The following is a 26,318-nucleotide window of genomic DNA, read 5'->3' on the forward strand; positions in this document are numbered from 1 at the left end:
GCTGGTGCGAGATGGGCTGGTCGGGGGAGCTGGTCGACCTTCGGAGTGACACCGTCACCAAGCCGTCGCCGGGCATGCGGGCGGCGATGGCCGAGGCGGAGGTGGGGGAGGACGTCTACGGCGAAGACCCCACCGTCAACGCGCTGCTGGCGGAGGTCAAGGAGCTGTTCGGCTTCTCCGGGGCGCTCTTCATGCCGTCCGGGATCATGGCCAACCAGATCGCCGTGCGTCTGCTGGTGCAGCCCGGGCAGGAGCTGGTCTGCGACTCCGAGGCGCACCTCGTCTCCCACGAGGGCGCCGGGCTGGCCTGGCACGGCGGGATCCAGACCCGCACGGTCTTCGCCGAGCGCGGCCTGATCGAGCCCGGAGAGCTCCGCAAGGTGCTGCGGGTCGGCAACCCCTACACCGTCGGAACCACGGCGGTCGCGCTGGAGCAGACCCACAACCGGGGCGGCGGCTCGGTCTACCCGCTCGACACCCTGCGCCGGATCCGGGCGGCCGCCGGCGAGGTCGGGGCCGCCGTGCACATCGACGGCGCCCGGATCTGGAACGCCCACATCGCCAACGGCGTGCCGCTCGCGGAGTACGGCGCGCTGGCGGACACCATGTCCGTCAGCTTCTCCAAGGCGCTGGGCGCGCCGATCGGTTCGGTGCTCCTCGCCGATGCCGACCGCATCGACACCGCGCGGTGGCTGCGGCAGCGGCTGGGCGGCGGGATGCACCAGTCCGGGCTGCTCGCCGCCGCCGCCCGGTACGCCCTCGCCCACCACCTGCCGAGCATCGCCACCGATCACGCCAACGCGGCGCTGCTGGCGGACCGTCTGGCCGGGGCGGGCTGCCGGGTCCGTCCGGTGGAGACCAACATCGTGCTGCTGGACGTCCCCGGCGCGCCCGAGCTGGCGGCCCGGGCCGCCGAACACGGGGTCCTGGTCTCGGCGTTCGGACCGGAGCTGATCCGCCTGGTGACGCATCGCGACGTCCGGCAGCGGGCCTGCGAGCGGGCCGCCGAGGTGCTGCTGGCCGCCGGCGCCGCCGGCCCCGAGTAGCGGGACCGCGCGCACCGGCGGTTCAGCGCCTCAGTGCTCGTCGAGCAACTCGGCCAGCAGGTCGGCGACTTCCTGGTCGGTCAGCTCCGCCACCTGCCTGCCGAGGTCGGCCAGCTCCTCGGGCGGCAGGGCGGTGTCGACCAGCTCCGCCAGCCCGGCGATGGTCGGGGCGGCGAAGAACGCGTCGAGCGGGACCTCCACCCCGAACTCGTCCCGTACCCGGTGGAGCAGCCGTACCGCGAGCAGCGAGTGGCCGCCGGCGGTGAAGAAGTCCTCCCGCACCCCGATCCGGCTGCGGCCCAGCAGGTCGTGCCACGCGGTGGCCAGCTGCGCCTGGGTGGGTGTGGCCGGGGCCTCGTAGCGCTCGCCGGGATCGTCCTCGGTGAGCGGCAGGGCGTCCAGTGCCTTGCGGTCCACCTTGCCGCTGCCGTTCAGCGGGAAGTCGCGCAGCAGGACCACCCGGGACGGCATCAGGTACTCGGGCAGCAGGCCCCGGGCCGCCGACTTGAGTTCGGCCTCGGTCACGTCCGCGCCGCAGCGCACATAGGCCACCAGCCGCCGGTCGTCCTCGGCGAAGGTCTTGGGCAGCACCACCGCCTCCCGGACGGCGGGGTGGCGGGTCAGGACGCTCTCGATCTCGCCCGGCTCGATCCGGTGGCCGCGCAGCTTGACCTGGTGGTCGACCCGGCCGTGGAAGGTGAGGGTGCCGTCGGTCCGCTCGCGGAACAGGTCCCCGGTGCGGTACAGCCGCTCGCCGGTCACGGGATGGGTGACGAACCGGGCGGCGGTCAGCTCGGGCAGGTTCAGGTAGCCCTGGGCGAGCCCGGCGCCGCCGATGTGGAGCTCACCGAGTACGCCCGGGGGTACCGGGCGGAGCCGCTCGTCGAGCACCTGCACGGTGGTGCCCGCGATCGGCCGGCCGATCAGCGGGGTGTCATCGGCCGTCAGCCGTCGGGCCAGCGAGTACACGGTGGTCTCGGCCGGGCCGTAGAGGTTCCACACCTCGGGGATCCGGGCCCGCAACTCCCGGGCGAGGCCCGGCGGTAGGGCCTCGCCGCCGGACAGCGCCGCACGCAGCCCCGGATCCGCCCCGGTGTCCAGCAGCAGCCGCCAGGTGGACGGCGTGCCGTGCAGCACGGTCACCCGGTGGTCGGTGAGCAGCTTGAGCAGCCTGGCACCGTCCCGGGCGTCGGCGCGCCGGCCGACCACCACGGCGGCGCCGACGGCGAGGGGGAGGAACAGCTCGATCACCGAACCGTCGAACGGCAGGCTGGCGAGTGCCAGGGTGGTGTCCCCGTCCCGCATGACCCGCAGCTCGGCCATCGAGGCCAGGAAGTTGCCGAGGGCATGGTGCTGCACCGCGACGCCCTTGGGTCGTCCGGTCGACCCGGAGGTGTACATCACATAGGCCAGCCGGTCGAGATCCGGCCGGGCCGGTACCGATCCGGCCGGACCGTCCTCGGGGCCACCGAGCTCCGCCACGGACAGGGTGGCCGGCAGCAGTGCGGTGAGCTCCGGCTGCGGTTCGCTGCCGGTGATCAGCAGCTCGGCGCCGCTGTCGGCCATCATGTAGGCCAACCGGTCCGCCGGGTATTCGAGTTCGAGTGGCAGGTAGACGCCGCCGGCCTTGAGGATGCCGACGATCGCGGGTAGCAGGTCGATGGTCCGGCCGGTGCCGACCGCGACCACCGGGGCCGGTGAGTCGGTTTGGGCCAGTACGGCGTGGGCGATCCGGTCCGCCAGGGTGTCCAACTGCCGGTAGGTCAGCCGCCGTCCGTCGCAGTGGACGGCGACCGCGTCCGGGTGGTCGCGGACCTGGCGGGCGAAGAGGTCGAGGAAACCGGTGCGGATCGCGGGCCGCCCCGGGCGGGCCGACGCCGCCAGGGTGCGCAGCTGCTCGTCCTCGGCCAGCAGCGGGTACCGGGAGACCGGCAGCTCGGGATCGGCGGCGATGGCTGCGAGCAGCACGGCGAACTGGTCGATCAGGCGCTGGGCCGTGCGCCGCTCGTAGAGGTCGGTGTTGTAGTCGAGCCGCCCGGCGAGGCTCGCGCCGGTCAGCTCCATGGTGAACTCCAGGTCCAGCCGGGACGTGCCGTTGGGCAGGCCGACCGGCACCAGCGTGAGCCCGGGCGCGAGTTGCGTCTCGCCGGAGCCGCGGGGCAGGCTGCCCATGCTGAACAGCACCTGGTAGAGCGGGTTGCGGCTGGTGTCCCGGCCGACACCGAGTTCCTTGACCAGGTGGCCGAACGGCAGCTCCTGATCGGTCATCCCGTCCAGCACCGTGTCCCGTACCTGGGCCAGCAGGTCGGGAAAGGCGGGGTCGGCGGAGGCGTCGATCCGCAGGGGCAGGGTGTTCGCGAACGGGCCGATCAGGGGCTCCGTCTCGCGCCGCGCCCGGCCGGCCAGCACCGCGCCGGTGACCGCGTCCGGCTCGCCGCCGTGCCGGGCCACCAGCACGTGCAGCGCGGCCAGCAGCACCGGGTAGAGCGTGGCACCGTACCGGCGGCCGAGCGTGGTCAGGGCGGCCGTGGTCGAGTCCGGGAGCGTGAAGTCCAGGGACTCGCCGCGGAAGGTCTGCACCGGTGGGCGCGGGTGGTCGGTGGGCACGGCCGCTGCCGGAGCACCCGCCAGTCGGGCCCGCCAGCGGCCGATCAGCTCGGCCGCCCCGGGGCCTTCGAGCCGCTCCCGCTGCCACTGCGCGAAATCCGCGAACTGGATCGGCAGGTCCGGCAGTTCGGCGGCGGTACCGGCGAGCTCGGCCCGGTACGCGGCGGACAGCTCCTCGATCAGCACACCGACCGACCAGCCGTCGGCCACGGCGTGGTGGGCGATCCAGAGCAGGACGTGGTCCTGCGGACCGAGCACCAGGAGCCGGGTGCGCAGCAGCGGGCCGGTGCGCAGGTCGAACTTGGCCCGGGCCTGCGCCACCGCGTACCGCAGCGCGGCCTGCTCCCGCCCGGCCGGCGTCGCACCGTCGACGGCCTGCACGGTGAGCTCGAACGCACGCCCCTGGTGGGTGAGTTGCTGCAGGACGCCGTCCTCGAAGCCGAAGGTGGCGCCCAGCACCTGGTGCCGCTCGACCACCGTGCGCATCGCCGCGGCCAGCGCGTCGGTGCGCAGCGGCCCGCGCAGGCGGAGCGTGAACGGCACCAGGTAGGCGGCGTCCCCCGACCAGAGCTGGTCCAGGAACCAGTGCTGCTCCTGCCCGTATGAGGCGACCGAGCGACCGTCCGGGCGCTCGTGGGCCGTCGGACCCTCGGGGCCGGCGGCCGGCGCGGTCCGCGTCCGAGCCAGGAAAGCGGCGCGCTCCTGGTCCGACATGGCGGCCAGCTTGGCCAGTACCTCGCGCATGAGTGTGCTCCTCCGGTTCGGGGGACGCTTCTGCCGGTCAGACGGTGCTCGGCTCGGCCGACTCGGCGACCGGGGCGGGCTTGCGGAGCAGTGCCAGGCAGGCGACCGAGCCGACCAGCAGCACCACGGTGGCGATTTCCAGGGCGAGTTGGCGCCCCTGGGTGTTGGCCGACGCCGCCGAGATCCCGGCCTTGAGCAGGGAGCGCTGGTGGCTGAACCCGATCGCCACGATGGCCGACAGGCCGAGCGCCTGGCTGACCTGCTGGACGGTGGTCAGCACACCGGAGCCGAGACCCGCGTCCGCGTCCGAGACCCCGTGCAGGGCCACCACCTGCATGGCCGGTGCGACGACGCCGCTGCCGAAGGCGGCCAGCGCCATCGCGGGCAGCAGTCCGGTCAGGAACGAGCTGTCCGGACCCAGCCGGCTGAACAGGAACATGCCCGCCGCGATCACGGCGAGGCCGATCGCCAGTTCACCGCGGTAGCCGAGCTTCGGCATCGTCTTGGTGGAGAACACCAGGCCGGGCATGAACGCCACCGTGAACGGCAGCCAGGACAGCCCGCTGCGCAGCGGCGAGTAGTGCAGGGTGTCCTGCATGTAGAGCACGATCAGGAAGAACATCGCGGCGGTCGCGGTGGCCATGAACAGCTGGGCCGCGTAACCGGTGGCCCGGGTACGGCTGGTGAAGAAGCCGAGCGGGATCAGCGGCGCGGCGGACCGCGCCTGGATGGCCAGGAAGACCGCGAGCGCGACCACCCCGGCCGCCACCGGGCCGAGCACCGCGGCGCTGGTCCAGGCGTGGTCGGTGGCGCCGAGCAGGCCGTCGATCACCGCGACCAGTCCGGCCGTCAGCAGCAGCGCGCTCCCCAGGCTGCGCCGCCTGGACTCCGGCACCCGGCTCTCCGGCACCAGCCGGAAGACGAGCAGGACCGAGGCGACGCACGGCGGGATGCCGATGAAGAACACCCAGTGCCAGCTGAGGAGATCGGTGAGCACCCCGGACAGCAGCACGCCCGCGGCCGCGCCCAGGCCGGCCAGGCCGCCCCAGATGCCGAAAGCCTTGGCCCGCTCCTTCTCATCGGTGAACAGCAGGGCCACCATCGACATCGCGGCCGGCGCCGCCAGCGCCTCTCCGGTGCCCTGGGCGAAGCGGCTGGCGATCAGCATCGCCGGATTCTGCGCCATCGCGGCGGTGAGCGACGCCACCGCGAACAGAGCGGCACCGAGGCTGAACATCCGGCGCCGACCGAGCAGGTCGGAGAGCCGGCCGCCGAGCAGCAGCAGACCGCCGGCGGCCAGCAGGTAGCCGTTGACGACCCAGGCCAGCCCGCCCTCGGAGAACCCCAGGTCGCGCCTGATCGACGGAAGCGCGACGTTCACGATGGTCGCGTCCAGGAAGATGACGAACTGCACCAGGGCCAGCGCGCCCAGCGCCTTCCAGCGCCTCGGGTCGGGTGCGGCAGCACCGGCCGCCGCACCGTCCGGTGGGGCGGCGGCCGAGTCCGGGTCAGCCTCGCTGTCCCGCTGCACGATGATCTCGGACATGAAGGTCGACGCTCCTCATTCGATCTGGGACGGGGAATCTGGTGCGACGTTAGAAGCGGGCGGTTATGCGCCGGTTACCCTGCGGCCTGGAGTTCTTCCAGCAGCGCGGCCAGTCTGCGCACGGTGGAGTGGACGTACGTCTGACGCAGGCTCGGCTTCGGCAGGCCCAACTCGGGCAGCCGCCTGACCAGGCGGCCGACCAGCATGGAGTTGCCGCCGGTGTCGAAGAAGTTGTCGTCCAGGCCGATCGGTCTGCCGACGATCGACTGCCAGGCGTGGTGCACCCGTTCCTGCACCGTGCGGCCGGCCGGGGCGTGCGGCGCCAGGGCCGGCTGGGGCAGCAGGCTTCGATCCAGCTTGCCGTTCACGGTCAGCGGCAGGGCGGGCAGCGCGGTCACCGTCGAGGGCATCATGTACCCCGGCAGCAGGCGTGCGGCCCGCTCGCGCACCGTCGTCGGATCGCCGTCGCCGAGCACCACGTACGCGTCCAGCCGGTCGGTGGCCGGATCACCCGGATCGGGCCGGTTCAGCACCACCGCGGCGGCGAGCACCGCGGGGTCCTCCAGCAGCACGGCCCGGACCTCGTCCAACTCGATCCGGTAGCCGCGCAGTTTCACCTGACCGTCCAGCCGGCCGAGGTGCTCCAGCCGGCCGCTCGGCAGCAGCCGGCCTTGGTCGCCGCTGCGGTACATCCGGCCGCCCCGGTCCGGGTCGGGCAGGAAGCGCTCGGCGTTGAGCTCGGGCCGGTTGAGGTAGCCCGCGGCCACGCCCGCGCCGCCGACGTAGATCTCACCGGCCACGCCCGGCGGGAGCAGCCTGCCGTGCGGGTCTCGGATGTACAGGTGCTCGCCCGGCAGGGCGGTGCCCACCGAGCGGGAGGCCGCCAGGGCCTCCGCCCGGCCGACGACCTGCCAGGTGCTGTGCACGGTGGTCTCGGTGATCCCGTAGAGGTTGACCATGCGGCAGACCGTCTCCGGGTGGTGGTCGAACCAGGGCAGCAGCATCCGGGTGTCCAGCGGTTCGCCGCCGAAGGACACCAACCGCAGGGCCAGCGCCCGGGGTTCGGCCTGGTCGGCCTCGATCAGCTGGGCGAAGGCCGACGGGGTCTGGTTGAGCACGGTCACCCGCTCGGCTGCCAGCAGGGCGTGGAACTCTCCGGGGGCGCGGCAGACCAGGGAGGGGACGACGACCAGCCGCCCGCCCGTGGTGAGCGCGCCCCAGATCTCCCAGACGGACATGTCGAAGGCGACCGAGTGGAAGAGCGTCCAGACGTCCGCCGGGCCGAACCGGAAGTCCTGGGAGGTCCCGGCGATCAGCGAGGTGACGTTGCGGTGGGTCACCACTACGCCCTTGGGGCGCCCGGTCGAGCCTGAGGTGTAGATGACGTACGCGGGGTCGTCCGGGCTGCCGTGCCGCGGTACCGGGTCGGCGTCGAGGCGGTCGGCCAGGGCGGCCAGCTCGGCCGGGTGGAGCAGCCGCGCCCGGCCGGCCGGGAAGTCGGCCAACTCGGTCACCACCAGCGCCAGGCCGGCGTCGGCGGCGGTGTGGGCGAGCCGCTCGGCCGGGTAGCCGGGCTCCATGGGGACGTACATCCCGCCGGCCCGCAGCACGCCGAGCAGCAGGGTGATCAGCTCGGCCGAGCGCTCCAGGCAGACTCCGACCCGGTCCCCGGGCCGCAGGCCGTGCCGGCCCAGGGCCCTGGCGAGTTGATTCGCCCTGGCATCGAGGTGACGGTACGTCAGCTCCTGATCGCCGCAGCGGACCGCGACCGCCGACGGGCGTTCGGCGGCCCGGGCGCCGACCAACTGGTCGATGCGGTCCCGCTGCTCGGGCACGGACCGTCCGGGGGCGCCCAGTGCCACCACCCGGGCGCGCTCGGACTCGTCCAGCAAGGCGATCGCGGACAGTGGCGCGTCCGGGCGGGCGGCGGCGAGCTGCCTGCTCACCCGGGCCAGGTGGCGGGCGAACTGGGCCACCATGACGGGGGAGAAGGCCTCCCGCCGGTAGTCGCAGCGCAGTCGGCCGGGCTCCACGGTGACGGTCAGCGGGAACCGCCCGTTCCCCACCGCCCGCCCCGCCCGGCCGTGGGTGGGAAGGCGGAGCTGGACGGACACCGCGCCACCGCCGTCGGCCCGAGCCAGCCGCGCGGCCAGTTCGGGGGTGTCGGCGGGGCCGGGGCGGGTCAGTCGGTCTTCGGCGGCCCGCAGCAGCTCGGCCACCGGCTGATCCTCGCCGACCGGGAGGGCGGCCAGGCTGTCCGGAGCGCCGTCTCGGGCCAGGCCGAGCACCGCCAGCCGGTCGAGGTGGTCGTACCGGGACAGCACCACGGCAGCCCCGGCCAGGACCGCCGCGGGTTCGGCGCCGTCCAGCGGCTCCCGGTGGACTCCGACACCCGAGCCGTCGCCCAGGCCCCAGTCGGGCCGGACGTACTCGGCGGCCAGCAGGTCGGCGATCCGTGCCTCCCGTTCAGCCGGGGAGAGCGCGGTCTGCGGCACGGCGACGGTCACGACAGCTCCCGTGAGATCAGGTCCAGCACCTCGTCGGTACGGTCGGTCAGGTACATGTGGCCGCCGGGGAACTCGCGCGAGCCGAGCGGAGCGGCGGTGGCGGCCTGCCACTGGGCCACCTCGGCGGCGCTCACCAGCGCGTCCTGTGCGCCGCGCAGCGTGGTGATCGGCACGTCCAGCGGAGCGGACTCGGTGCGGCGGTAGCCCTCGTACATCTCCTGGTCCGCCCGCAGCACCGGGAGCAGCAGCTCGACCATGTCCGGGTCGGCCAGGGCCGGGTGCCGGTAGCCGGCCAACTCCTCCAGCCGGGCCAGGAATTCGTCGTCCGGCAGGCCGGTGGCCTTGCGCGCCCTGGGTACCAGCGGGCCGGGCGCACCGCTGACCAGGATCCGGACCACCTCGATGTCGGTGCTGGTGGCCAGCCGGTGCGCCAGCTCGTACGCCAGCACCCCGCCCAGGCAGTGCCCGAAGAGCACCACGCGCTTCGCGGTGCCCGCGGCCCGCAGCGCCTGCGGCAGCAGGTCGTCGACGGCGGCCGCCACGGTGCGGCAGGGCTCCTCGGCGATCCGCTTCTCCCGGCCGGGCAGCTCCAGCGGCACCGGGAGGAACCGGTCGCCGGCCGCCTCCAGCCAGGGGTGGAAGAAGGACGCGCCCGCGCCGGTGTGCGGCAGGCAGAGCACCGGGATCCGGTCGTCGGTGAGGCCGGTGCGGCTCTCGATGATCGCCGCCAACTCGCCGGCCCGGTCCCGGAGGAAGTAGTGACCGGCGCCCGGCAGCACGTCCAGGGAGACCGATTCGGCGAACACCTGCCAGCCCAGGTACCGCGTGTCGAACTCCGGGGTGGCCGGGTCGGCGTCGCCGAGCACGCAGTGCACTGGCGCGCGCAGCGGGCGTGGCGGGGCGGCGTGGCGGTCCCGCTGGAACCGGGTCGCGTCCACCATGTCGTGCCGGAGCACCCGCAGCACCTGCCGCAGGTCCGCCTCGTCCAGCGCGCCGTCGAAGCCGCCGATCGCCTTGATGTAGCCGTACAGCTCGTCATCGGGGCTGTCGGCGGCCCGGGACAGGTTGGCGGCCGCATCCGGATCGGTCAGGCTGGCGCCGATGAAGACGGCCCGGACGGGCACTCCCCGGTCCTCCAACTCCCGGGCCAGGTCGACGGCCTGGGAGGCGCCCGCGCAGTGGCCGTACACCACCACCGGCCCGCTGACCCGCTCCTGGAGCTCGTCGGCCAGCCGCCGGGTGGCCTCGGGCAGCGGGAGCAGGTCCGCCGGGGCTCCACCGCCCTCGTGGCCCGGCAGGCTCGCCGCCCAGAGCGCGATCCGGGACGGCAGCCGCTCGGCCAGCGGCTGGTAGGCGGCGGCGTTCCCGCCCGCGTACGGAACGCAGATCAGCGACACCTCGGCGGACCGGCCGGGCGTGGTCAACTCGCTCCACAGTCCCGCCGGTTCGGCGGCACCATCGGGCAAACCACCGAGGTGGGCGGCGAGTTGGTGGATGGTGCGGAAGCGGAACAGGTCGACCATCGGCACCCGGCCGCCGAGCAGCCGGCGCACCTTGATGGCGGCGAAGGAGTTGCCGCCCAGATCGAAGAAGTCCTCGTGCGGGCCGAAGTCCTCGCGACCGAGTGCGGCTTGCCAGGCCTGGCGCACCTGCGCGGTCAACTCCTCGCTCACCGCCTGCTGTTGCGTCCCCGCCCTGGTGCTCGGTGCCGGCTGCGGCATGGCCGGGCGCGGCAGTTCGGGGATCGGCAGCTCCGCGATGCCGCGGTCGGGCTCGGCGACCAGGGCGGCCAGCACGGTCCGCAGCTGCGCCACCAGGCGGTCAGCCGTGGCGGCGTCGAACAGGTCGGTGCTGTACACCAGGTCGACCAGCCCACCGTCCGCCGCCGAGCGCAGGGTGAAGCTCAGGTCGAACTTGGCGGTGACGAACTCGGGGACCAGGCCCTCGGCCGACAGCCCCTGGTAGGCGGGGAGTTCCTCATAGGCGGACAGCGTGCCCGCGGCCTCCTCGACCTGGAAGTGGACCCGGAAGAACGGCGTGCGGTTGCCGACCCGGAGCGGCTGCAGACGGTCGACCAGCAGATCGAACGGCAGGCCGGCGTGGGCGTAGTCGCCGACCGCCTGCTCCCTGGTGCGCTGCAGCAGTTCGCGGAAGCCCGGGTCGCCGGAGAGGTCGGTGCGGAGCACGAAGGTGTTGGTGAAGAAGCCGATGACGGAGTGCAGTTCGGACCGGTCGCGGTCGGCGTAGGTGGTGCCGAAGCAGATGTCCTGCCCGCCGGTGTGACGGGAGAACATCACGCCGAGCGCGGCGGCCATCGCCATGAACAGCGACGCGCCCTGGCTGCGCGCCAACTCCGCGAGTTCGGACATGAGTTCGCGTGGGATGGCGACCCTGCTGGTGCCGCCGCGGGTCGACCTGACCTCCTGCACCGGGCGGTCGGTGGGAAGCTCCAGCTCCACGGCGCCGGCCAGCCGCTCGGACCAGTAGTCGAGCAGCCGGTCCAGCCGGGACCCGCTCAACTGCCGCCGCTGCCACGCCGAGTAGTCCGCGTACTGCAGCTCGGGCGCGGGCAGCCGCGGCAGCTCCCCCCGCACCCGGGCGTTGTAGCCGGCCGCCAGCTCCCGGTGGAACAGCGGGACCGACCAGCCGTCGAAGCCGATGTGGTGGGCACTGGCCAGCAGCACGTGGTGGTCCGGGGCGAGCCGGAGCAGCCGCGCCCGCAGCAGGCGGCCCTCGGCCAGGTCGAAGGGCGCGGCCTGGTCCTCGGCCAGTTGGTCCCGGACGGCGGCCTGCTGCTCCGGCTCGGACAGGCCGGCCAGGTCGGTGACCGGCAGCGCGATCGGCTGCGGCGGCCGGACCACCTGCAGCAGCCCGTCGGCGTCGTCCTCCCGGAAGGCGGTGCGCAGCGCCTCGTGCCGGCCGATCAGGTCGGTGAGGGAACCGGCCAGCGCATCGATGTCGAGCACACCGCGCAACCGCACCGGAAGCGGCACCTGGTAGGCCGAGGCGCCCTGTTCCAGCTGGTCCACCAGCCACAGCCGGGCCTGGGCGAAGGAGGCCCGCAGCGGGCCGCTGCCGTCGCGGCGCGCGATCCGCACCGGTGCGGCCCGCCTGCGGGCGAGTTCACCGAGCAGCGCCCGGCGCTGCGGGGAGAGTCGGGAGCCGAGTTCCTCGAGCTGGGTCATCTGTGATCGCTCCTCGGTCGTCCGGGCCGGCGCCAGGCCGGGGCCGTGGCGCAGCAGCGTCGTCGTCGAGAAGCCAATGACGGCTCGGTTAGGGCCCGGTTACGTGTTCGAACCCAGGAACCTCATGACGTCGGCCTCCTCGGCGGCGATCCCCGCCCTGACCTCGGGGGAGAGCTCATGGAACGCCGCCACGGCCACCGTCCGGCCGCCCGCCTTCCGGCTCCAGGTGGCGCAGGCCAGCCCGTCGGCCGTCACCGTGGCGCGGATCTGGCCGCCGCCGGGCCAGACCTGGCGCTCGTCGGAGGCGGCCACCGACAGGGCTCGGGTGCGGTAGCCCACCAGGTAGTTGTCATAGGCGGGCAGCAGCCGGACATCCGGCTCGCCGGGAGCAGCGACCGGCGGCCGGTCGGCGGGCAGCAGGCAGGGCTGTCCGGCCACCTCGTACTCGACGGCCTCGCCGCCCTCGACCAGGGCCCGCCAGGCCCCGCGCGCCACGGTGACCGGAAGCCCGGACCAGGTGGCGAAGTCCTCCAGCGCGGCGGGGCCGTGGGCGGACAGGTAGCGCCGGGCCAACTCGGTGGCGGCGTCGGCCTGATCGAGGGTGCGCCCGGCCGGCAGCCAGTCGTCGAGCAGCACGAAGCAGGGCTCCTTGTCCCGGGTCGGCCCGTGGCAGATCCGGCCGAGCAGCGCACAGCGCCGCAGCACGTGGAACGGGACCTGGCCGCTCGGATCCAGACCGGCCCCCGCCAGCCGCTCGGCCAACTCGGTGCGGGTGAGCGGGCCTTCGGCAGCCAGCGCACTCGTGACCGCCTGCTCGGCGCGGGCCAGGGCGGCCGCGTCCAGACCCAGCTCCCGGTACCGGCGGGCGCTGAGTTTGAGGAAGACCGGGCCGAGCAGGCCGGTCAACCAGCGCAGGTCGGCGGCCGGCACCAGGTACAGCGTGCCGCGCATGAACCAGCCGCGCACGATGCTGCGGTCCGTCTCCAGCGCGCGCACCACGTCGGCCGCCGTCAGTCCGGCGGCGCGGACCCGGAGCCCGAGCGCGGCGGCCGACTGGTCCTGGGCCTGCACGGCGAAGGCGCGGTCGAGGGCAGCGGCGGCGGAGGCGGCGCGCACGCCGCCGCCGATGCCCTGGGCACCGGCACGAAGCCGCCGGGCTGTGGCGGTGTCAAGGCTCTGCATGTCCGGTCATCCTAGGTCGCGGTGGCCGGGGGCGCGGCGCTGCGCCGAACCGGACGCAGCGCCTGGTGCCCTGGGCCGCTCAGCCGAGCAGTTCGACGGTCGCCGCGTGCCGGGACGCGACGCAGCCGATGGCCCGGCCGTCGGGGTCGTACCAGTGCGCCAGCCGCCAGCCGTGCCAGTCGATCGGCGAGCGGTCCGCGATCGGGAGGTCGACCGAGGCCATCTCGTCCAGGGTGGTGGCCCCGACCTTCACCAGCGCCTCCTTGCGCACCCATTGCCGCAGGAACGAGCGCTGCGGCCGCTCGGCCCGCCGCAGCGCGGCGAACTCCGCCGCCGAGGCGGCGAGTTCGACGACCCGCCAGTCCAGCGGCTGGTCGCCGGTCGCCTCGACGTCCACGCCGATCGGACCGGCGCTCGCGGCCGCCGCCACCAGCCCCCGGGTGTGCGACAGGCTGACCGTCAGCGACGGCGCCTCCAGCAACGACGGGACGCCGTGCGGGCGGGTGCACGAGTCGCAGTGCTGCACCAGGGTCAGTGCGCCCGGCGGCACCCCGAGGAGCCGCCCGGCGCAGACCCGGACCAGCGCGTGCGCGGCCACGAAGTCGGCCCGGTCCGCCTCGCCCCGGATCGCGGCGGCGCGGTCGAGCTCGGTGGCGCTCAGCAGTGCGTGAGCGCCCTCGATCCGGTCGAGCAGCAGCGACGTCGGGCCGCTCAGGACCAGGCCGCCCATCGACCCGCCCTTCTCAGCCGGCGGCTTCTCACCTGCCCGGGGTCCGCTCACTTGCCGCGGGTCCGCCGCAGGACGGCGAGGTGGCCGGGCAGCCGCAGCGCTCCGGCGTCGGTCCGCGGGTCGATGGCGTGCAGCGTGACCTCCTCGTCGGCCAGCACCTCCCAGCGGTCGTCGGGGAAGAACCGCCGCAGCTCCGCCGAGGCGAACTTGGCGGAGTGCCGCACTCCGGCCGCCTCCAGCGGACCGACCAGGTCGGCTGCCCGGCCCTTGCTGCCGCCGACGAAGCCGACGTAACCGAAGGAGCCGGCCGAGTAGTCGGGCTCGTGCACGATCAGCACCCCGTCCGGCCCGAGCAGTTCCTCGACCACCTCGGCCAGGGCCGCCCGTCCGGCGTCGTCCAGGATGTGGAGGACACCGCGCACGAAGATGTTGTACGGCCCGGAGCCCAGTGCCGCCGCCTGCCGGCGGTCCGTCATGTCGAGGGCGTGGTAGGAGACGTTGTCCAGGCCGGCGCCCTCGGCGATCGCGTGCTCGATCGCGCTCCGCGACACGTCCACGCCGACCACCCGCGGGTAGCTCTCGGCGAGCGCCCGGCTGTAGCGGCCGTTGCCGCAGCCCAGGTCGATGACTGGCAGACCCGGCCGGAAGTAGCGCTCCGCCACCGCGGCGCACCAGGCCAGCTCCTCGGGATCGTCCGCGTCCCAGAGCACGTCGCCGCCGCGCCCGGTCCGCTCGATGCCGGCCCAGTACGCCTCCCAGGCGTCGGAGGTGTCACGCTCGGCGGGCGGCCCGGCAACCGGCGCGGTGGTGGCGAGCAGGGCGCCCGCGCCGACCGCCGACGGCCGCAGCCCGAACTCCTCGCGCTGCCAGGCGCGCGGATCGGCCAGGCGCTCCAGCACCGAGACGAAGGCGTCGAACATCTCCTCGATCAGGCCGTCGGGGTAGAGCGAGGGGAGGTAGTCCCAGTTGAAGGCCAGCCCGCCGGAGCGCTCGAAGACCTGGAAGTCCAGCGACACCTGCGGGGTCTGCGAGATGCCGTACACCGGTACGCCTAGCGCGGTCTCGGTGAGCCCGGCCGGATGGCCGGCCAGGCTGGTCATCACGATCGGCATCGCCGGAGCCAGGCTGCCGCGCAGCTTGGTGAGCTCCCGCAGCACCTGGACGCCGCTGAAGTAGCGGTGCTCCAGGTCCGCCCAGAGCCGGCGCTGCAGCTCCTGCGCCCGTCCCGCGAAGGTCGGCTCGGTGCGTTCCACGGCCAGCAGCAGTGTCGTGGTGGTGTCTCCGAGTAGCGAGTTGACCTGCGGATGCAGCGGAAGCCGATTGAACAGCGGGAAGTTGATGGTGAACCGGGACTGGCCGCTCCAGGCGCTCAGCACCTCCGCGAACGCCGCGGTCAGGGCACCGGACGGGGTGACCTCCAGCTCGTTGGCGTGCTGCTGGATCAGCCGCCACCGCTCCGGCTCCAGGACGTGGCTGCGGCGTTGGAACCGGGCCGGCCCGCCGTCCGGGCCGGCCGCGCGTTCCGGCAGCGCCGGTGCCGGCGGCAGGGTGGCGAGGCGGTCCTTCCAGTACCACTGCGAGCGGCGGTAGAGCTCGGTCTCCCGGATGCCGACCTGGGTGCCCAGCACATAGTCGCGGAAGGTCAGCTCCAACGGCGGCAGTTCGACGTCCGGGTCCTCGTAGAGGGCGATCAGATCCGGGATCAGCACCTGGAAGTAGCTCCAGGCGTCGGCGATCAGAAAGTCCAGGCTCAGGTGGATCCGGGCCCGCAGCGCGCCCTCGGCGACCGGGGGCAGCAGGCTCACCCGGACGTCGAACAGCGGCCACCGGTCGCTGTCCAGCACCTGGTGCGAGAGCCGCTCGCGCAGCGCGGCGAGCCGCTGCCCGGCGTCCTCCTCACTGTGCCCGGTGAGGTCGAGCGATTCGATCGCGTAGTCCGGCGGGCTGACCAGCACCTGCTGGGTGCCGTCGGGGTTGATCACGGTGCGCAGCGCATCGTGCCGCTCGACCAGCCGCCGCCACGCCAGGGCGAACCGGTCCGGCCGGAAGTCCTGGCTCTCCCACTCGAAGTAGCCGTGGCAGCCCACGTTTCCGAGCTCGACCAGGCCGCCGCGCCCGATCCACATCGCCTGCTGGCTCTCCGTCAGCGGGAATGGGTCGAAGCGGTGCTCCGGGTCGGGCGTGATCGGCGGCAGACCGGCGAAGGCCGCGGTGCCGGTCCGCCGCCCGGAGGCGATCAGCGCGGCCAGCTCGGCCACGGTCGGGTGCGCGGACAGGTCCGGCAGGCTCAGCTCGGTCGCATAGCCGCGGCGGACGGCGTCGATCAGCTGGAAGGCGAGCAGCGAATGCCCGCCCAGCTCGAAGAAGTTGTCGTGGATGCCGATCTGCGGCGCGTGGAACAGTGCGGACCAGACCCGGCACAGCCCGTCCTCGAGTTCGTCGCGCGGCGCGGCATAGCCGGTCTGCACGGCCTCCCGGGCCTGCGGTGGCGGCGGCAGCTGCTTGCGGTCCACCTTGCCGTTGGCCAGCCTGGGCAGCGCCGCCACCACCAGCACGGCGCTGGGCACCATGTAGTACGGCAGGTGGCGGGCCACCCGGGCCCGGATGTTACCGGGCTCCAGTGCGCCGTCCGGCTCGGCGGCGACGTACGCGATCAGCCGCAGGTCGCCCGGCGCCTCCTCATGGGCCAGCACCACGGCCTCGCGCACCCCGGCCAGCCGGGCGACCACGGTCTCCACCTCGCCGAGCTCCACCCGGAAGCCGCGGACCTTGACCTGGGCGTCGCCCCGCCCGAGCAGTTCCACCGCGCCGTCCGGCCGGTAGCGGGCCAGGTCCCCGGTGTCGTAGAGGACCTCCTCGCCCAGCTCCGGGGCCGGGTTGCGGCGGAACTTCGCCGCGGTGAGCTCGGGTCGGCCGTGGTAGCCGAGCGCCAGCCCGGCACCGGCCACGTGCAGCCGGCCGACCTCCCCCACCGGCACCGGGCGGTCCTGCTCGTCCAGCAGGTGGACCCGCAGGTTGGCGATCGGACGGCCGACCGGAACGGGACGCTCGGCGCGCACCGCCGGGTCGGTGGCTCGGGCGGTGAAGTCGATGCCCGCGCCGAGGTCCAGGCAGGACAGCACATTGGTGGTCTCGGTGGTGCCGTAGGTCATCACCACGGTGAACGGCCGGTCGTCGGGCGGCCAGCTGTGCACCCGCTCGGCGGTGGTGACCATGATCCGCAGCGCCGTGTGGGCCGGCCAGTCGAGCCCCCAGGCGCGCTCGGCCAGGGCCGCGACCAGCATGGTGTGCGTGATGCCCGCGCCGACCAGCCAGTCCCGGATCTGCTCGGGCGTCTGCGCCTGGCCCGCCTCGGGGATGTGCACCGCGGCACCGATCGCCAGGTAGGGCAGCCACTCCATGATCTGCACCGCGAACCCGGGCGTGGACAGCCAGGAGGCGCGGTCGCCCGGCCGGACCCCGTACGCCCGCCTGGTCCAGTGCACCAGGTTGACGATCGCGCCGTGCCGCTCCAGCACGGCCTTCGGGGTGCCGGTCGAGCCGGAGGTGTAGATCAGGTGGCTCACCGTGTCGGCGGTCAGCGGGACGGGCGCGGGCCTGGTCCCCGGTGCCGCCAGGTCCGTGCCCACCTCCAGCACCGGGCCGCCGCCGGGCAGCCGGTCCGCCACCGGGGCGGGCGCCAGCACGGCCAGCGGTGCCGCGTCCCGCAGCATGAAGGCGAGCCGCTCGTCCGGGTTCACCGGGTCGAGGGCCACGATGGCGGCGCCGGTCTTGAGGATGGCGACCGCGCCGATCAGGTAGTCGGCGCCGCGGGGGTAGCAGAGCCCGATCCGGTGGCCCGGCGCCGCGCCCATGGTCTGCAGCAGCGCGGCCAACCGGTCGGTCTCGGCGGTGAGTTCCCGGTAGTCGAGGACGCGCCCGCCCTGCACCACGGCGGGCGCGTCCGGGGTGCGGGCGGTCTGCTCGGCGAGGAGTTCGGGGTAGTTGGCGGTGGGCCAGACGGCCTCGGTGCGGTTCCACTCCGCGGCCGGCCGCACGGCGGAGTCCGGGCTGGGGAGCACGGTATCGGTCACGGTATGACCTCCTTGGCGGTCTTCGGACGTGGGCCGGCCACCTCTCGGCGGAGTGCCCGGCCCACGGGGGTCAGATGGCGGTGGCGACCGGACGGGCGAGCCAGGTCCCGTAGGACCGGTGGCGGTGGAGCAGCGGGAAGCCGCCGCCGCCCTGCAGACGGGTCACCCGGCCCAGGACGACGGTGTGGTCACCGACCTCGGCGGTACCGGCCACCTCGCACTCGGCGTAGCCGAACGCTTCACCGGCCAGCTGCGGCAGGCCGGTGGCCGAAGGGCGCCAGTCCACCTCGGCGAAGCGATCGGCGACCGGGGAGGCGAACAGCTCGGCCGCCCGCTGGGCGTCGTCGTGCAGCAGGTTGACCGCGAACGCCCCGCGCCGCTCGATCACCCGCCAGGTCAGCGCGTCGGTGCGCAGGCAGACGGCGAGGGTCGGCGGCTCCAGGGCGACACTGGTGAGCGAGGAGCAGGTCATGCCGTACGGCGTCCCGGCGCGGTCCGCGGTGGTGACCACCGTGACCCCGGTCGGGTACCAGCTCATCCAGGATCTGAACGCCTCGGGCGTGGCCGCGGCCTGGTCCCAGCTCACGGCCGGGTCCCGTGCAGCTGCTTGAGGTACTCGAGGTTGGTCGGCAGGGTCTCGGTCAGCTCCCGCTGCCGCTGCTTCACCTGGTCGAAGAGCCGCTGGCTGCCCTGGACCGACTCCGGGCGGTAGGTCAGCGCGGGCAGCGGGTGGTCCGGGCGCAGGCCGAGGCCGCTGAAGATGCAGTAGTAGCTGCCGTTGGTCCAGAAGTTGCGGAACTCGGCGTCGAAGTTGCCGTAGTAGTTGGACTCGTCGGTGGCCGGCGGGTTGATCGGCACCCCGGCCCGGAACATGGCGATCTTCTCCCGGATGTTGTCCGGCAGGGCCAACTCCTTGTTGGCGCGCCAGAATTCCGAGTCGGTCCGGGGCGCGAGGTAGAAGTGCGCCTGCAGGAAGTCCCGGGTGTCGTCGAACATCTCCTGGATCTCGCGGTTGAAGCGGTCCACCAGGGTCTGGTCGAAGCCCCGGTCCGGGAAGTGCTTGGCGAGCTGGTGGATCGCGGCGTAGGTGAAGTAGATCCCGGTGGACTCCAGCGGCTCCAGGAAGCAGGAGGCGAGGCCCACGCTGACGCAGTTCTTCACCCAGGCCCGCCGGTTGCGGCCGACCCGGAACCGGATGTGGTTGAACTTGGCGTCCGAGTCGAGGCCCCACATCCGGCAGAACTCCTCGGTGGCCTCACCCTGTTCGGTGAACTTGCTGGAGTACACGTAGCCGCTGCCGAACCGGCCGGGCATCGGGATCTTCCAGCTCCAGCCGTGGCGCATCGCGATCGACGAGGTGTACGGCTCCACCCCGTTGGCCTCGTCGTCGTGCGGGACGGCGGTGGCCACCGCGCTGTCGCACAGCAGGTGGTCGCTCATGTCGAGGAACGGCTCGGCCATCGCCTGGTTGATCAGCAGGCCCCGGAAGCCGGAGCAGTCCACGAACAGGTCGCCCTCGACCAGCCGGCCCGCCTTGGTGCGCAGCCCGGTGATGAACCCCCGGCCGTCCTTGAGCACTTCGGTCATCTCGTCGGAGAGGTGGTGCACGCCCTGCTTGTCCGTCGCGAACCGGCGCAGGTAGTCGGCGACCAGGGCGGCGTCGAAGTGCCAGGCGTAGTTGACGGCCTTGCGGCCGTCCGGGTACCGGGGGGCGAGGTTGCCGTCCATCACCGCGATGTCGGTGAAGCAGGCGTAGTCGAAGGGCTCGTCGGTCTCGCCCTGGAGCCGGCGGTACTCCCAGTAGTGCGACAGCGGCACGTTGTCGTGCGAGGGCAGCAGCCCGAACGGGTGGAAGAAGTGGTCGGGACGGCCCTGGTAGCTGCGAGCGGTGGCCTGGCCGGCGCCGGGGGTACGCCAGTTGAGGAACTTGACCGCCACCTTGAAGCTGGCGTTGCACTCGCGCATCCACTCGTCCTCGGGAATGCCGAGGAAGTCGAAGAACGCGCGCTGCAGGTTGGGTACGGTGGCCTCGCCGACCCCGATCCGGGGGATCGACGGGGCCTCCAGCACCGTGATGTCCACGGTGCCCTGCAGGGCCTTGCCGAGGTAGGCCGCGGTCATCCAGCCCGCGGTGCCGCCGCCCAGAATGACGACCTTGTTGATGCGGTTGCTCACGTCAGTCCTCCAACTGGCTTGTGGCTCTTGTGGATTGGCGTTAACGAGTCAAGCAGTGCGCAGTCATGCCCCGGTTACGGCGGGCGCGCGGAGCAGCCGGACGGGCAGGCTGCGGACTCCCCAGGTGAAATTGGACGCGTTGAACAGCGCCGGGCCGGTCAGCTCGAACCCGTCGAGGTGGGCGAGCAGTTCGCCGAGCAGGGCCGAGAGCTCCAGCCGGGCCAGCCGGGCGCCCAGGCACAGGTGCCGGCCGTGGCCGAAGGCGATGTGGCGGTTGGGATGCCGGTCCACCCGGAACTGCTCGGGGTGGTCGAAGAGTTCCTCGTCCCGGTTGGCCGAGACGTTCCACAGCGTCACCTGGTCGCCGGCCGCGACGGCGACGCCCGCGATCTCGGTGTCGCGGGTCGCGGTGCGCAGCGCGTGCACGCCCGGCGTGGTCCAGCGCAGGATCTCCTCCACCGCCGAATCGATCCCGGCCGGGCCGGTTCGGCGCAGCAGCGCCCACTGGTCGGGCAGCCGGGCGAACATGTTGACCGCGCCGGCGGCCGAGTAGCGGGTGGTCTCGTTGGCCCCGGAGAGGATGCCGTTGCAGTTGAAGACGATCTCCTCGTCGGTGAGCATCCGTTCGGTGCCGGACTCCTGCACCGGGACGTCGAAGGCGATCTGGCTGATCAGGTCGTCGCCCGGGTCGGCGCGGCGCTGCCGCAGCAGTTCGATGAAGTACAGGAAGATCTCGGAGTGCGCGTGGCTGCGGACCGCCTCGTCCGGTGAGTCGAAGGCCTCGGTGGTGAGGTCGCCGATCCAGGACCAGTCGCCGCGCGGAATGCCCATCATGGCGCACACCACCCGGTTGGGCAGCTGCTTGGCGAGCTCGATGAAGTCGAACTCGGCGCGGTCCACCGCCTCGGCCACCAGGTCGCCCACCACCTCGGCCACCATCTGTTCCAGCTTCGGCAGTTGGGCCGGCCCGAAGGCCTTGCTGAGCGCTCGTTTGACATTGGTGTGCTCGGGCGGGTCGGAGACGATCAGCATCTGCTGCGCGACCGAGGCCACCGCGGCCGGATCGCTGCCGAGCCGCATCCCGTGCCGGGAGCTGAAGGTGTCGCTGTCGCCGTACACCTGGACGATGTCCCGGTACCGGCTCAGCACCCAGAAGCCGGGGCCATCCGGCTCCGCGTGCCGGTAGACCGGGGCGTTCGCCCGCAGCCAGGCGAAGACGGGCCAGAACTCGTTGCGGCTGAACGGACCCGGGTCCAGCAGGTCGATGTGCATGGTCACCCCTCCAGGGCTCGCCGCAGGCTCAGCGGACGCAGGTCGGTCCACCGCGCGTCGACGTGGTCGATGCATTCGGCTTCGGTACCGAGGAATCCGGTGTCGGACCACCGGGCCGGGACGGGCACGGTGGCCGGGAGCAGGGCGTGCTGCCCCTCGTGGTTGGTCAGGACGCGGTACCGCGGTGCGTCAGTGCTGGTCATGGCCGTCCTCCATCGGTCGATACGGCTGCGAGCAGTTCGGCGAGCAGCGGCAGCACCAACTCGGGGGTGCGCAAGGCGAAGTGGTGACCGCCGGGGAACTGCCGCCGGTGGCAGGCGAGTTCGCTGTAATGGGGCCAGCCGTCCAGCTGCTCCGGGGTGACGGTGTCGTCCCCGTCGCCACCCCAGGCGTGGATCGGGACGTCCAGCACCGGGGTGGCGGCATGGCGGTAGCCGAGCGACAACCGGGCGTCCCGCCTGAGCACCTCAAGCAGCAGCGCGCGGGTGTCCGGGTCCAGGGCGGCCACATCCGGGCCGCCGGTGTCGAACAGGCGGCCCAGCGCGGCCTCGTCCTCGGCGATGCCGCGTCCGGCCCCGTGCCAGTGCGCGGGCGGGCGGCAGGCGCTCACCACCAAGGCGGTGACCCGGGCGGTGCGCTCGGCCCGGAGGGTGCGGGCCAGCTCGTAGCCGAGCAGTCCGCCGAAGCTGTGGCCGAAGACCACCACCGGGCGGGTCGGGCCGACGCACTCGGCGACCTGGGCCGACAGCTCCGCGACGGCCTCGGCCACGCTCCCGGGCATCGGGTCGAGCCAGCGGTTCTCCCGCCCGGGCGGCTGGACGCCGATCACCTGGGCGAGGCCCGCCAGGCCCTGCTGCCAGGACCGGAACCGTCCGCAGCCGGCCCCGGCCGGCGGCACGCACAGCAGCACGGGGACGGCCGGCGGGGCGGGCCAGTCCATCAGCCAGGAGCCGCCCATCTCAGCGCACACCCACCGACTCGGCGGTGGCCAGCGCGTCGAGTTCCGCCGCCAGCGCCGCCACCGTGGGGTTGGCCAGCAGCATCCCGAGGCTGACCGGCAGACCGGTCCGCCGGCGCAGCTCGGCCACCATCCGGGCGGCGAGCAGCGAGTGGCCGCCGAGCTCGAAGAAGTCGGCTGACACACCGTCGATCTGACGGTCCAGCAGCTCGCTCCAGAGCGCGAGCAGGTCACGCTCCCGCTCGGTGGCGGGCGGACGTCCGGTGCCGACCGCCCCGGGCGCCGACGCCGACTCACTCGCCAGTGCGGCCCGGTCGGCCTTGCCGGTGGCCAGGGTGGGGATGCTGTCCCGGACCTGGACGGTCTGCGGCACCGCGGCGGCCGGCAGCAGCGTCGCGCAGTGCGCCGCCACCCGCTCGGCCAGGCCCGCCGCGGCCGCGCCGGGCGCCGGCACCACGGCCAGCCCGAGGGCGTCGCCGGAGCCGACCACGAACGCCGCGGACGCCGCGATCTCCGGGAGTTCCCGGGCGGCCCGCTCCACCTCGCCCAGCTCGACCCGGAACCCCCGGACCTTCACCTGGTCGTCCCGGCGGCCCCGGTACTCCAGCTCCCCGTTGGGGAGTTCGCGCACCACGTCTCCGGTCCGGTACATCCGCGAGCCGTCCGCCCGGAACACATCGGGGATGAACCGGGCCGCCGTGAGCCCGGCTCGCCCGCGGTAGCCGCGGGCCAGCGCCGGACCGCCGAGGAACAGCTCGCCCTCGGTCCCCGGCGGCACCGGGCGCAGCTCCGCGTCCAGGACGTAGGCCCGGTAGCCGGGCAGCGGACGGCCGATGGTGTGCACGTCGTCGCCCCGGACGCTGTCCGACCAGGTGGCCGCGATGGTCGCCTCGGTCGGCCCGTACACGTTGAGGAAGCGCCGACCAGGGGCGAACCGGTCCGCCAGCGCGGGTGGGCAGGGCTCCCCGGCGACCACGATGACCTCCGCGCCGGTCACCTGGTCGCCGTGGGCGGCGAGCAGCGACGGTGTCAGCGAGACGGTGCGCACGGCGGCGGCCCGGATCGGCTCCGGGCCCTGGTGCGCGGGCGCCTCCAGGGTCAGGTCGACCATCGCCACGCCCTGGCCGTGCAGCAGGTAGAGCAGCGAACACCAGAGCCAGCCGTCGAAGGCCGGCGAGACGGCGTTCAGGCCGAGCCCGGTGCTGGGCAGACCGATCCCGCCGAGCGCGTCGGCGAAGGCCGCGAGGCCGCCGTAGGTGACTTCGACTCCCTTGGGGCGTCCGGTGGTTCCGGAGGTGTAGATCAGGTAGGCGGCGCCGTCCGGGTGCGGCCGCACCGGGCCGGCGGCCGGGGCGGCCGGGGCGGGCTGCTCGGGATGCAGGGTGGCCGGCTCGGGCGGGAGCCAGCCCGGGGCCTGTGCGGTGACCACCAGCTCCACGCCGCCGTCCCGCAGGATGTACCGCAGGCGCTCCGCGGGGTGCCCCGGGTCCAGCGGCACGGCGGTGGCACCCAGCCACCACACCGCCAGCAGGGCGGCCAGGCTGTCGCGCGAACGGCCGAGCAGCAGCGCCACCCGGCGCTCGGGACCGATCCCGCGGGCGGCCATGGCGGCGGCCAGGCGGCGGGTGCGATCGACCAGTTGAACGTAGTCGAAGGCACCGTCCGGCGCGCTGACCGCGGTGCTCAGCGGCAGCTCTTCGGCCCAGCGGAGCAGGGCGGCGAGCACCGGGCCGGCGGTCCGCGCGTCGGTTGTGGCGCTGGTACTCATCGTGAGGTCCTCTCCTCGGTCCGAGGTGCGGTGTCCTTGAGCCGGGGCCCGAGCGGGCCGCCGGAATCCTGCGGAAACTGCAGGGACTTGACTTCCAGGAACGCCTCCAGGCCGGCCGTGCCGCACTCGCGGCCGAGGCCGGACTGCTTGAAGCCGCCGAACGGCGCCGCGGGGTTGAACGGTCCGCCGTTGAGGTCGACCAGGCCGGTCCGCAGCCGCCGGGCGAACCGCTCGGCCCGTCGGTCCCGCCCGGCCCAGACCGAGCTGTGCAGCCCGTACTTGGTGCCGTTGGCGATCCGCACCGCGTCCTCCTCGTCCTGGTACGGGAGTACGCAGAGCACCGGCCCGAAGACCTCCTCCTGCGCGAGGGCCGCATCGGGGGAGACCCCGGCGAACACGGTCGGCCGCACGAAGTAGCCCCGGTCCAGGCCGTCCGGCCGTCCGGGCCCGCCCGCCACCAGCCGGGCGCCGTCCGCCAGGCCCCGGCTGATGTGGCCGGTGACGCGTGCCATGGCCGCCGCGCTGACCAGCGGGCCGAGGTCGGTCGACTCCTCCCGGGGATCGCCGACCCGGTAGTCGGCGATCGCCTCGACCGCTAGCGCCAGCGCCTCGTCCTCGAGTCGGGCGGGGACCAGGAGGCGACTCCACTGCAGGCACGACTGCCCCGAGTTGAAGCAGACCTGGTCCACGGTGGCCCGGACTGCGTCCTCCAGGCTCTCCTCGTCGAGCACGACGCTGGCGCCCTTGCCCCCGAGCTCCAGGTGCACCCGCTTGACGGTCGCGGCGCCCCGGGCGGCCACGTCCCGCCCGGCTCTGGTCGACCCGGTCAGTGAGACGGTGTCCACCAGCGGGTGGCCGGCGAGGGCCGCGCCCGCCTCGGGGCCCGTTCCCACCACCAGGTTGAACACCCCCGGCGGCAGGTCGGCCTCGGCGATCAGCTCGGTGAGCAGGTAGGCGTGCAGCGGTGTGATCTCACTGGGCTTCAGGACCACCGTGCAGCCGGCGGCCAGGGCGGGCAGCACCTTCTGCACGGTCAGCAGCAGCGGCATGTTCCACGGAGTGATGCAGGCCGCCACCCCGGCCGGCTCGTGCACCACCAGCGAGTTGCCGATCCGGCGCTCGAACGCGAAGCCGTCCAGCAGGTCGAGGCTGTGCGCCGCCATGCCGATCGCCAGGCCCACCTGGGTGCGGCGGGCGACCCGGACCGGCGCACCCACCTCCGCCGTGATCAGCTCGGCGAAACGATCCGCACGCCGGGTCAGGCCTTCGACGATCCGCCGCAGGGCCTTGGCCCGGACGGGCACCGGGGTCGCCGCCCAGCCGTCGAAGGCGGCGGCCGCGGCCCGGGCCGCCCGATCGGCGTCGGCCGCGGTGCCGGCCGGCACGGTGGCGATGCGCAGTTCGGTGCTCGGGTCGACCACCTCGATCGCGGCCTCCGCGGTGGACGCCTGCCAGCGTCCGCCGATCCACTGGTCTGTCAACTGCTGCTCCGGCACCGGCGGCCGGCTGCGAGCGGTCATGGGTCTGCCTCCTAGCCGGCCAGTCGCACCGGGGCGAGCCTGGTGCGCGGAATGATCCTCTGAAGGGTGCGTTCGGTCTCCCGGTCCGGCGCCACCGCGAGGTCCTCCATGAGCCGACGGGAGCACAGCTCGTACCAGCTGCGCGCCCGGTCGAACTCGCCACGGCGGCCGTGCGCCGCCATCAGCACCCGGTAGGTCTCCTCGTGGTACCGGTCGATGCCGAGGGTCTGCCGACACACCTGGATCAGGTCGTCGAAGTCGTCCCGGGTCACCGCGGCCGCCCGCACCACATCGAGGGCGCGCATGGCCAGCGACTTGAGGTACTCGCGCTGCTCGACCACCCACGCGGCCGACTCGCCGGGCAGGAACTCACCCGAGTAGAGCCCGAGTGCCGCCCGCAGGCTCCGGTCGGTGCGCTCCGCGTCCCCCGCCCGGTGCGCGCGCAGGCCGTCGGACACCAGCCGCTGGAACTCCTCGACGTCTGACCCGAAGTCCTCGATGTGGATCGAGTAGCCGAAGTCGCGGTAGACGATGCTGATTCCGGTGTCACCCGGCCGGTCCGGATGGGCCTGCAGCACCCGGCGCAGCGCATGGGCCGCGACCTTGAGCGAACTGCCGCCCGGGAACTCGGACTCGGGCCAGAGCGCGTCGTACAGCTGGTCCCGGGTGACGAGTTGGTCCTTGTTCAGCACCAGGTACTGGAAGAGGTTGCGGGCCTTGCCCGCCCGCCACTGCCGGATCGGCGAGCCGTTGACAGTGAGTGAGAAGCACCCAAGGAACCGGACTTCCACGGAGTGCCGTGCCCCGTCATCCAACGGACCACTCCTTTGACGTGGGTGGGATGGGATTCCTCATCGAGCGTGCCACCGGGCCGACTGCGGACCGGCCCGGCCAAGGTGTCGTGTTGTCGCCGCTGCGCCATACGACGGCCGCACAAAACCGACGAACTTGTTGAAGTAGGACATAGTGCACCGGCCATAACCCCCGGGTAACCCCCGCTGCGGA

Annotated in this window: 16 protein-coding genes; 1 reads left to right on the forward strand and 15 read right to left on the reverse strand. The window is 73.5% G+C overall.

What is annotated here, in order from left to right; genetic code table 11:
* The first annotated feature begins 11 nt into the window (after positions 1-11).
* A complete protein-coding gene (locus P3T35_RS09540; RefSeq protein ID WP_101383873.1) occupies positions 12-1,046 on the forward strand; it encodes a GntG family PLP-dependent aldolase in 1,035 nt (344 codons plus the stop codon).
* 30 nt (positions 1,047-1,076) lie between these two features.
* Here the strand turns inward: P3T35_RS09540 and P3T35_RS09545 are convergent, their stop codons facing one another.
* From P3T35_RS09545 to P3T35_RS09615, 15 genes are all read right to left on the reverse strand, one after another.
* Positions 1,077-4,397 (reverse strand): non-ribosomal peptide synthetase, encoded by a 3,321-nt coding sequence (locus P3T35_RS09545; RefSeq protein ID WP_101383874.1) that lies wholly within the window; start codon positions 4,395-4,397, stop codon positions 1,077-1,079.
* A 37-nt stretch (positions 4,398-4,434) separates the two neighbouring features.
* Positions 4,435-5,943 (reverse strand): MFS transporter, encoded by a 1,509-nt coding sequence (locus P3T35_RS09550; protein ID WP_101383875.1) that lies wholly within the window; start codon positions 5,941-5,943, stop codon positions 4,435-4,437.
* Between the two features lie 74 nt (positions 5,944-6,017).
* Positions 6,018-8,450: an amino acid adenylation domain-containing protein gene (locus P3T35_RS09555; RefSeq protein ID WP_143676998.1), complete on the reverse strand. Its 2,433-nt coding sequence runs from the start codon at positions 8,448-8,450 to the stop codon at positions 6,018-6,020.
* The gene (locus tag P3T35_RS09560; protein ID WP_101383876.1) at positions 8,447-11,635 is read right to left on the reverse strand and encodes an alpha/beta fold hydrolase; all 3,189 of its coding nucleotides are present in this window, start codon (positions 11,633-11,635) and stop codon (positions 8,447-8,449) included. The genes P3T35_RS09555 and P3T35_RS09560 overlap by 4 nt, the downstream gene beginning before the upstream one ends.
* Before the next feature lie 99 nt (positions 11,636-11,734).
* On the reverse strand, positions 11,735-12,817 hold the full coding sequence (locus tag P3T35_RS09565; protein ID WP_101383877.1) for a winged helix DNA-binding domain-containing protein: 1,083 nt from the start codon (positions 12,815-12,817) through the stop codon (positions 11,735-11,737).
* 79 nt (positions 12,818-12,896) lie between these two features.
* On the reverse strand, positions 12,897-13,547 hold the full coding sequence (locus P3T35_RS09570; RefSeq protein ID WP_101383878.1) for a 4'-phosphopantetheinyl transferase superfamily protein: 651 nt from the start codon (positions 13,545-13,547) through the stop codon (positions 12,897-12,899).
* 47 nt (positions 13,548-13,594) lie between these two features.
* Positions 13,595-17,620 carry a non-ribosomal peptide synthetase gene (locus tag P3T35_RS09575; RefSeq protein ID WP_101383879.1) on the reverse strand — a complete coding sequence of 1,342 codons (4,026 nt, stop codon included), beginning with the start codon at positions 17,618-17,620 and terminating at the stop codon, positions 13,595-13,597.
* 70 nt (positions 17,621-17,690) lie between these two features.
* Positions 17,691-18,206, reverse strand: coding sequence for a flavin reductase family protein (locus tag P3T35_RS09580; RefSeq protein ID WP_101383880.1), 516 nt, complete (start codon positions 18,204-18,206; stop codon positions 17,691-17,693).
* Positions 18,203-19,795 (reverse strand): tryptophan halogenase family protein, encoded by a 1,593-nt coding sequence (locus P3T35_RS09585; protein ID WP_101383881.1) that lies wholly within the window; start codon positions 19,793-19,795, stop codon positions 18,203-18,205. Before P3T35_RS09585 ends, P3T35_RS09580 begins: the two co-directional genes overlap by 4 nt.
* Before the next feature lie 63 nt (positions 19,796-19,858).
* A complete protein-coding gene (locus P3T35_RS09590) occupies positions 19,859-21,067 on the reverse strand; it encodes a cytochrome P450 (RefSeq protein WP_101383882.1) in 1,209 nt (402 codons plus the stop codon).
* Between the two features lie 2 nt (positions 21,068-21,069).
* Complete coding sequence (locus tag P3T35_RS09595; protein ID WP_101383883.1) at positions 21,070-21,270, reverse strand: MbtH family NRPS accessory protein; 201 nt, start codon at positions 21,268-21,270, stop codon at positions 21,070-21,072.
* The gene (locus P3T35_RS09600) at positions 21,267-22,037 is read right to left on the reverse strand and encodes an alpha/beta fold hydrolase (protein WP_143676999.1); all 771 of its coding nucleotides are present in this window, start codon (positions 22,035-22,037) and stop codon (positions 21,267-21,269) included. The genes P3T35_RS09595 and P3T35_RS09600 overlap by 4 nt, the downstream gene beginning before the upstream one ends.
* On the reverse strand, positions 22,027-23,793 hold the full coding sequence (locus P3T35_RS09605; protein WP_101383885.1) for a non-ribosomal peptide synthetase: 1,767 nt from the start codon (positions 23,791-23,793) through the stop codon (positions 22,027-22,029). The genes P3T35_RS09600 and P3T35_RS09605 overlap by 11 nt, the downstream gene beginning before the upstream one ends.
* Positions 23,790-25,313: an aldehyde dehydrogenase family protein gene (locus P3T35_RS09610; protein WP_101383886.1), complete on the reverse strand. Its 1,524-nt coding sequence runs from the start codon at positions 25,311-25,313 to the stop codon at positions 23,790-23,792. Before P3T35_RS09610 ends, P3T35_RS09605 begins: the two co-directional genes overlap by 4 nt.
* An 11-nt stretch (positions 25,314-25,324) precedes the next feature.
* Positions 25,325-26,128, reverse strand: a complete 804-nt coding sequence (locus P3T35_RS09615; RefSeq protein WP_101383887.1) for a BTAD domain-containing putative transcriptional regulator — start codon at positions 26,126-26,128, stop codon at positions 25,325-25,327.
* Between the last annotated feature and the right edge of the window lie 190 nt (positions 26,129-26,318).

It is taken from the genome of Kitasatospora sp. GP30, from assembly GCF_029892145.1.
Lineage (GTDB): Bacteria > Actinomycetota > Actinomycetes > Streptomycetales > Streptomycetaceae > Kitasatospora > Kitasatospora acidiphila.

Bases quoted from the DNA above. Each gene is read 5' to 3' on its own strand.
- P3T35_RS09590 (WP_101383882.1), bottom strand. From the start codon at position 21,067: ATGCACATCGACCTGCTGGACCCGGGTCCGTTCAGCCGCAACGAGTTC.
- P3T35_RS09595 (WP_101383883.1), bottom strand. From the start codon at position 21,270: ATGACCAGCACTGACGCACCGCGGTACCGCGTCCTGACCAACCACGAG.
- P3T35_RS09545 (WP_101383874.1), bottom strand. From the start codon at position 4,397: ATGCGCGAGGTACTGGCCAAGCTGGCCGCCATGTCGGACCAGGAGCGC.
- P3T35_RS09610 (WP_101383886.1), bottom strand. From the start codon at position 25,313: ATGACCGCTCGCAGCCGGCCGCCGGTGCCGGAGCAGCAGTTGACAGAC.
- P3T35_RS09605 (WP_101383885.1), bottom strand. From the start codon at position 23,793: ATGAGTACCAGCGCCACAACCGACGCGCGGACCGCCGGCCCGGTGCTC.
- P3T35_RS09560 (WP_101383876.1), bottom strand. From the start codon at position 11,635: ATGACCCAGCTCGAGGAACTCGGCTCCCGACTCTCCCCGCAGCGCCGG.
- P3T35_RS09570 (WP_101383878.1), bottom strand. From the start codon at position 13,547: ATGGGCGGCCTGGTCCTGAGCGGCCCGACGTCGCTGCTGCTCGACCGG.
- P3T35_RS09565 (WP_101383877.1), bottom strand. From the start codon at position 12,817: ATGCAGAGCCTTGACACCGCCACAGCCCGGCGGCTTCGTGCCGGTGCC.
- P3T35_RS09540 (WP_101383873.1), top strand. From the start codon at position 12: ATGGGCTGGTCGGGGGAGCTGGTCGACCTTCGGAGTGACACCGTCACC.
- P3T35_RS09550 (WP_101383875.1), bottom strand. From the start codon at position 5,943: ATGTCCGAGATCATCGTGCAGCGGGACAGCGAGGCTGACCCGGACTCG.